The organism is Streptomyces durbertensis (assembly GCF_014156695.1).
GTDB lineage: Bacteria > Actinomycetota > Actinomycetes > Streptomycetales > Streptomycetaceae > Streptomyces > Streptomyces durbertensis.
This window is the reverse complement of record NZ_WMLF01000264.1, coordinates 1-7392: the sequence shown is the minus strand read 5'-3', so window position 1 is coordinate 7392 and position 7392 is coordinate 1. Positions and strand designations below refer to the sequence as shown.

The window sequence follows — 7392 nt, the reverse complement described above, 5'->3', positions numbered from 1 at the left end:
GGGTTCGCCGGCGTCGGGGGCCGGGTCGTCGGTCGGGTCGTTCGCCGTGCGGCTGTGCTGGAAGCGGCGGAGGACGGCGCGGATGCGGGCGACGAGGACGGCGCCGTCGAAGGGCTTGGTGACGTAGTCGTCGGCGCCGGCTTCGAGGCCGAGTACGACGTCGATGGAGTCGGCCCGCGCGGAGAGCATGATCACCGGGACGGTCGACTCGTCGCGGATGCGGCGGCAGAGGCTGACGCCGTCGAGGCCGGGCACCATGACGTCCAGCAGGGCGATGTCGGGCCGGTCGGCGCGGAACGCCTCCAGTCCGGCGAGCCCGTCGGGGACGGCCGTCACCTGGAAGCCGTCCCGTTCCAGGGTGAGCTGGAGGGCCTCCCTGATGACGTCGTCGTCCTCCACGAAGAGCACATGGGTGTCGGCCATCGGCTCGGCTCAGCCCTCCCCGTCCCGACGGCCGGAGGCCGACGGCTTCGGATAGTCCTTGTACACGCGGTCGAGTTCGGCGAACCTGCCGCCGCGCCACACGTAGGTGACGACGTCCTGCCCGGTCGGGCAGCACATGGGGTCCTCCCCGAGGTAGATGTCCTGGTAGACGCGGAGGGAGTTCCGGTCCACCTCGGCGTACACGGACGCCTCCTCCTCGGTGAAGACGTTCACGTACTGGCCGGAGGGCGTCTCCCGGTAGACGTAGCTGCCCACGCCGGTGCCGTCGGCGCACGCGGAGACGTTGACGACGACGTCGGCGGCGTCCATGCCGGTGAGCCTGCCGTAGGCGACGTCCACGGGCCAGGCCGTACCCGCGCAGGGGTACAGGTATTCCTTGACCTGCTTGTCGACGGCCGGGTCGGCCTTCAGCAGGGCGATCACGTCGAGCTCGCGCTGGGCGCCGGGCGGGCTGACGGGTGCGGCGCTGGGCCGGTAGAGGCGGCTCGCGTCCGGTTTGCCTGCCGCGGCGTCGCCGCTGGACGTCTTCGGCGCGGGGTCGGCGGCCGACGACTCCTCCCCGTCGGGGCTCGCCGGTTCCGGCGTGGCCGGGGCCGCCGGGAGCGGTGTGGCGCGGGAGTCCGGCACGGCGTCGGCGGCCGCCGACTGCTCGACCCGGACGCCTTCGGCTCCGGCGCAGCCGGCGACGGTCAGCAGCAGCATCCCGCACAGCGCGAGTGTCGGCCAGCGGCGGCCGGGCGCGCGCCCCGACCCGCGGGACGTCGTCCGCGGGAACGGCCGCGCGGCGGTCAAGCGGCGCGCTCCCCGCCGACCGCGGCACCCGCGTCGGCGGCCGCGCGCCGCGGCCGCGGCACCGCGACGACCGAAGCCACCTCGCCGGGTTCCCTCTGCTGCCACTCCCGCTCCCTGCCGATCAGCTCCGAGCGCAACCGGGCCAGCGCCCGGTGCAGCGTACTCTTCACCGTTCCGGGCGACATGCCGAGGGCCGCCGCCGTCTCCTCCGTGCTCATCTGCTCCCAGTGCCGGAGGATGACCACGCTGCGCTGCTTGGGGGCGAGCAGGCCGAGGAGTTCGACCAGCATCTCGCGGTCCGCGTACCGCTCGATGCCGTCGTCGACGCCCATGACGTCCGGCAGGACGTCGGTGGGCACCTCCTCCAGCCGGCGGGCCCGCCACCACTCCGTACGGGTGTTGATCATGACACGGCGCAGGTAGGCGTCGGCCAGCGACTTGTCCGCTATCCGGTCCCACTTGCCGCAGGTGCGCGCGAGGGCGGTCTGGAGCAGGTCCTGGGCGTCGATCGGGTCGGCGACGAGCCGGCGGGCGCTCCGCAGCAGCGCGTCCTGCCTGGTGCGGACGTACTCCTCGAAGTCCAGCACGTCCGCCCCGCCCGTAGCAGCCGTCGTCGCCGTCATACTCGCCTCCCCTGTGATGCTTCTGGCCCCCGTACGTGGGTTCGTCGCAGACGCTATGGAGACGGTGTTGCGGCACCCCGCCCGGCGGGGCACGGGCAGCGCGCGACCACCCATCGGTTGTGTAACAGCGCGGGAAGCGGGCCGGGAGCCCGGGCGGCCCCGGCTCCCGGGGGAGCCGGGGCGGGGCGGTTCAGTTGTCGACCGGGCGGCCCTGCGGGAGCCGGTAGACGCCGCCGGCCAGCGGTTCCACGAGTCCGTCGGCGACCAGGCCGTCGAGGGCCCTGGCCCGCTGCACCGGCTCGTCCCACACCTCGTCGAGACGCTCGCGCGGCACCGGCTCGGTGGTGTCCCGCAGCACCTCCAGCAGCCGGCCGCGCACCTGGCGGTCGGTGCCGGCGTAGCTCTGGGTGCGGCGCGGCGGGCCGGCGTGCGGCGGGGAACCGGCGCGCTTCCAGGCGCAGCGGTCGGCCACCGGGCAGCCCCCGCAGGCCGGCGTGCGCGCCGTGCAGACCAGCGCGCCCAGCTCCATGGTGGCCGCCGCCCAGCTCGCCGCCTGCTCGGGTTCCTCCGGCAACACGGCTCTGGCGAGCTTGCGCTCGGACGCCGTCGTGGCGTTCGGCGGGTACTCCTGGCCGCGGAAGAGCCGGGCGAAGACGCGGCGGACGTTGGTGTCGAGCACGGCGTGCCGCTGCCGGTAGGCGAACGAGGCGACCGCCGCCGCCGTGTACTCGCCGACGCCGGGCAGCGCCAGCAGCTGGGCGTGCTCGCGCGGCACGTCGCCCCCGTGCCGCTCCGCTATGGCGGCGGCGGCGCCGTGGAGGCGGAGGGCGCGGCGCGGGTAGCCGAGCCGGCCCCAGGCGCGGACGGCCTCGCCGGGCGGTTCGGCCGCGAGGTCGGCGGGCCGGGGCCAGCGTGCCATCCACTGCTCGTAGACGGGCAGTACCCGGTTCACGGGGGTCTGCTGGAGCATGAACTCGCTGACCATGACACCCCAGGCGCCGGCCTCGGGGCGGCGCCACGGGAGGTCTCTGGCGTGGACGGAGAACCATTCGATGACGGGTGAGTGCAGTTCGGTCGCGCCGTACTGCTCGGTCGCGGGGCATTCGGAGGTTGCAGTCATGGCTCTTCGATCCTGGCACGCTCCGGCGCGGGGGTGGAACGCTCCGCGCCGGAGCGGCCGGGAAGCACCCCCGCCCCCGCCACGCGTGCCGGCCTCCCGGGGGCCGGGGGCACTCTCCCGTCGACCCGGGCGCGTGCTCGGACACCGCCGCTCCGCCCGGGCGCCGGGGCCGCTCGGGGCGGCGGTGCGGCCACACCGCCGCCGTCCGGGTGGGAGAACGACCTTCGCCCGGCCAGGCGCCCGCCGAACAGCGCAAGGCCCGGCCCTGGCGCGGGTCTTCGGGCGGCGGGGCCTCCGGGCGGCGGGCCGGAGCAGCCGTCTCCGGCGTGGCGGATCGCGGTACGACAAGGGGAAAAGTCGAAAAGGTTGAAAAGTTGGAGCGATGTGCGGCGGGTACGTCGCCGCACCGGGGCTGAGGAGTCGTAAGGTTTCCGCGTGGGATCATTGCGCAATCCGGTCGGTCCGCTTCCCTCCTCCATCTACTGGCGACGGAGGGCGGTCGCGGCGTCCCTGGTCGCGGTCCTGCTCCTGCTGCTCGTCTGGGCGTTCACCTCCGGTGGCGGCGGCTCGGGCAACAAGGCGGGCAACGCGGGCCAGGACGACCGGGGCGACGGCGCGGCGAGCGCCATCACGCCCGGACCGACGAGTTCCGAGCCGGTTGTCAGCGAACGCCCGGGCGGGCGTGACGAGGACGGCGACGCGGAGGGCTCCGACGGCGACCCGGCCGACAACGGCGGCGGCACGGCCGGCTCCGGCGGGAGCGCCGACAAGGACGGCGACGGGACGGGCGACGGCGTCGGCGACAAGGAGGGCGACGGCTCCGGGAACGGCGCGGGCGGCTCCGACGACGGCAGGGGCACCGGCGGCGACGACGTGGCGGGGCTGGCGGCCTGCCGGGCCGGTCAGGCGAAGCTGGGCCTGGAGAGCGTGAAGAACAGCTACTCCCCCGGCGAGAAGCCCCGGCTGCGGCTCACCGTGGACAACACCAGCGGCAAGGACTGCCGTCTGGACCTGCGCGGCGCGAGCACCGTGATCACGATCTCCCACACCGACGACACCGACAGGACCGTGTGGGCGTCCGACCACTGTCCCTCGGGTGAGGCCCAGCTGCGGGTGAAGGCGCGTGAGAAGCGCACCCACACCGTCGTGTGGGACCGGACGCCGAGCGCGCCGTCCTGCGGCACCCCGTCCGGCACGCGACTGGCCTCGGGCACGTATCTCGCGGAGGTGAAGGTGCCGTACCTGGGCACCGCCGAGACGTCGTTTGTCCTCACCAAGGACTGAGCCGGGCGCACCGCACCGCGACACACCGCACCGCGACAGGGGACGGCCCCGGTACCGATCGGTACCGGGGCCGTCCCCTGTCGCGTCTCGCCCTGGGGGCGTCAGCTGTCCTTGCTGAGGTTGGGGCCGCCGCCGGCGGCCTCGATCGGCGGCACGTCCGGCAGGGCCGCCTTCTCCTCACCGCGGAAGGTGAACTTGGCCTGCTCGCCCTCGCCCTCGGTCTCCACCACCACGATGTGGCCGGGACGCAGCTCGCCGAAGAGGATCTTCTCCGACAGCGTGTCCTCGATCTCGCGCTGGATGGTCCGGCGCAGCGGACGGGCACCCATGACCGGGTCGTAGCCGTGCTTGGCGAGCAGCTGCTTCGCCTCGGTGCTCAGCTCCAGACCCATGTCGCGGTCCTTCAGCCGCTCGTCGACCTGGGCGATCATCAGGTCGACGATCTGGATGATGTCCTCCTGCGTGAGCTGGTGGAACACCACGGTGTCGTCGACACGGTTGAGGAACTCCGGCCGGAAGTGCTGCTTGAGCTCCTCGTTGACCTTGGCCTTCATCCGGTCGTATCCGGCCTTGACGTCGTTCTGCGCGGCGAAGCCGAGGTTGAAGCCCTTGGAGATGTCCCGCGTGCCGAGGTTCGTCGTCATGATGATGACGGTGTTCTTGAAGTCCACGACCCGGCCCTGGGAGTCGGTCAGACGACCGTCCTCCAGGATCTGCAACAGCGAGTTGAAGATGTCCGGGTGGGCCTTCTCGACCTCGTCGAACAGCACGACGGAGAACGGCTTGCGACGGACCTTCTCGGTGAGCTGGCCGCCCTCCTCGTAGCCGACGTAGCCGGGAGGCGAGCCGAACAGCCGGGAGACGGTGTGCTTCTCGCTGAACTCCGACATGTCAAGGGAGATCAGGGCGTCCTCGTCGCCGAACAGGAACTCCGCCAGCGTCTTGGACAGCTCGGTCTTACCGACGCCGGAGGGGCCGGCGAAGATGAACGAACCGCCCGGACGCTTCGGGTCCTTCAGGCCGGCCCGCGTGCGGCGGATGGCCTGGGAGAGCGCCTTGATGGCGTCCTCCTGCCCGATGACGCGCTTGTGCAGCTCGTCCTCCATGCGCAGCAGACGCGAGGACTCCTCCTCGGTCAGCTTGAAGACCGGGATGCCGGTGGACGCGGCGAGGACCTCGGCGATCAGCTCCTCGTCGACCTCGGCGACGACGTCCATGTCGCCGGCCTTCCACTCCTTCTCCCGCTTGGCCTTCTGCGTCAGCAGCTGCTTCTCGTCGTCGCGGAGGCTGGCGGCCTTCTCGAAGTCCTGCGCGTCGATCGCGGACTCCTTCTCGCGGCGCACGTTCGCGATCTTCTCGTCGAACTCGCGGAGGTCCGGCGGCGCGGTCATCCGGCGGATGCGCATCCGGGAGCCGGCCTCGTCGATCAGGTCGATCGCCTTGTCCGGGAGGAAGCGGTCCGAGATGTACCGGTCGGCCAGCGTCGCGGCGCCCACGAGGGCGGCGTCCGTGATGGAGACCCTGTGGTGGGCCTCGTAGCGGTCGCGCAGGCCCTTGAGGATCTCGATGGTGTGCGGCAGGGACGGCTCGGCGACCTGGATCGGCTGGAAGCGGCGCTCCAGCGCGGCGTCCTTCTCCAGGTACTTGCGGTACTCGTCGAGCGTGGTGGCACCGATGGTCTGCAGCTCACCACGGGCCAGCATCGGCTTGAGGATGCTGGCGGCGTCGATCGCGCCCTCGGCGGCGCCGGCGCCGACCAGGGTGTGCAGCTCGTCGATGAACAGGATGATGTCGCCGCGGGTGCGGATCTCCTTGAGGACCTTCTTCAGGCGCTCCTCGAAGTCACCGCGGTAGCGGGAGCCTGCGACCAGGGCGCCGAGGTCGAGGGTGTAGAGGTGCTTGTCCTTCAGCGTCTCGGGCACCTCGCCCTTGACGATCGACTGGGCCAGCCCCTCGACGACGGCGGTCTTGCCGACGCCGGGCTCACCGATGAGCACGGGGTTGTTCTTGGTGCGGCGGGACAGCACCTGCATGACCCGCTCGATCTCCTTCTCGCGCCCGATGACCGGGTCGAGCTTGGACTCGCGGGCCGCCTGGGTGAGGTTCCGGCCGAACTGGTCGAGGACCAGCGAGGTGGACGGCGTGCCCTCGGCGGGACCGCCGGCGGCGGCCGTCTCCTTGCCGCCCGAGTAGCCGGAGAGCAGCTGGATGACCTGCTGCCGCACCCGGTTGAGATCGGCTCCGAGCTTCACCAGGACCTGCGCGGCGACGCCTTCGCCCTCGCGGATCAGGCCCAGCAGGATGTGCTCGGTGCCGATGTAGTTGTGGCCGAGCTGAAGGGCCTCGCGGAGCGACAGCTCCAGCACCTTCTTGGCACGGGGGGTGAAGGGGATGTGGCCGGAGGGCGCCTGCTGGCCCTGGCCGATGATCTCCTCCACCTGCTGGCGGACAGCCTCAAGCGAGATCCCGAGGCTCTCCAGTGCCTTAGCGGCGACACCCTCACCCTCGTGGATCAGGCCCAGGAGGATGTGCTCGGTGCCGATGTAGTTGTGGTTGAGCATCCGGGCTTCTTCCTGAGCCAGGACGACAACCCGCCGCGCGCGGTCGGTGAACCTCTCGAACATCGTTAATCGCTCCTCAGAGCGGTCAGTCAGCTAGGGGACGCTCCCCTCTCTGTCCTTCCGCAGCTTAGTCCCGCGAGCGGGGACCGCTCATTCCAACTGCCGACACCCGTCCGGATCTCCCCACTCGCGCGGAGAAGAAGGCCGATCGCTGCTGCCCCGAACGGACGACAACAGTTCCAACCCGATGGTGCGAGACGATGTTCCCGCAGGCCAGGCGTACAAGGCCGGATTCGGTACGCCCAGGGCGAACGCTGCGCCACTCGCGCCCCGAACGCGCCCGGTACGGCCTGTCCGTCCCCGTTCCCACTAGGGATTTCCTACCCTGGAAGGCGGTTGTTCCATGCTCCCCGGCGAACGGCATCCGCTACAGGCGAACAGCCTTGCGCGGCCCGACTCGGTACGAGTGCCCGACTTGTGGACAAACAGTGGTCGATTCGTCGCACAACGTAGTGTCGGGGGCGGCGGGCTTCACCCGCCGACACACACGACGCGCCCGGCCGCGCGA

At 71.8% G+C, this 7392-nt stretch carries 6 protein-coding genes; 1 reads left to right on the top strand and 5 read right to left on the bottom strand.

All coding sequences use genetic code 11. The features are described from left to right. From GL263_RS17340 to GL263_RS17325, 4 genes are all read right to left on the bottom strand, one after another. On the bottom strand, positions 1-423 hold a 423-nt coding region (locus GL263_RS17340), incomplete at its 3' end, for a response regulator (RefSeq protein WP_228456584.1). 9 nt (positions 424-432) lie between these two features. Continuing rightward, on the bottom strand, positions 433-1236 hold the full coding sequence (locus GL263_RS17335) for an LppP/LprE family lipoprotein (protein ID WP_228456583.1): 804 nt from the start codon (positions 1234-1236) through the stop codon (positions 433-435). After that, complete coding sequence (locus GL263_RS17330) at positions 1233-1859, bottom strand: SigE family RNA polymerase sigma factor (RefSeq protein ID WP_182856635.1); 627 nt, start codon at positions 1857-1859, stop codon at positions 1233-1235. The genes GL263_RS17335 and GL263_RS17330 overlap by 4 nt, the downstream gene beginning before the upstream one ends. Positions 1860-2049: 190 nt before the next feature. Continuing rightward, entirely contained in the window at positions 2050-2979 is a 930-nt protein-coding gene (locus tag GL263_RS17325) for an iron-sulfur binding domain-containing protein (RefSeq protein WP_182856634.1), read from the bottom strand. Between the two features lie 435 nt (positions 2980-3414). On the opposite strand from GL263_RS17325, the gene GL263_RS17320 reads away from it, so the two are divergent. Further along, on the top strand, positions 3415-4263 hold the full coding sequence (locus GL263_RS17320; protein WP_182856633.1) for a hypothetical protein: 849 nt from the start codon (positions 3415-3417) through the stop codon (positions 4261-4263). A 101-nt stretch (positions 4264-4364) separates the two neighbouring features. Here the strand turns inward: GL263_RS17320 and GL263_RS17315 are convergent, their stop codons facing one another. Further along, complete coding sequence (locus GL263_RS17315; protein ID WP_182856632.1) at positions 4365-6887, bottom strand: ATP-dependent Clp protease ATP-binding subunit; 2523 nt, start codon at positions 6885-6887, stop codon at positions 4365-4367. Positions 6888-7392: the final 505 nt, after the last annotated feature.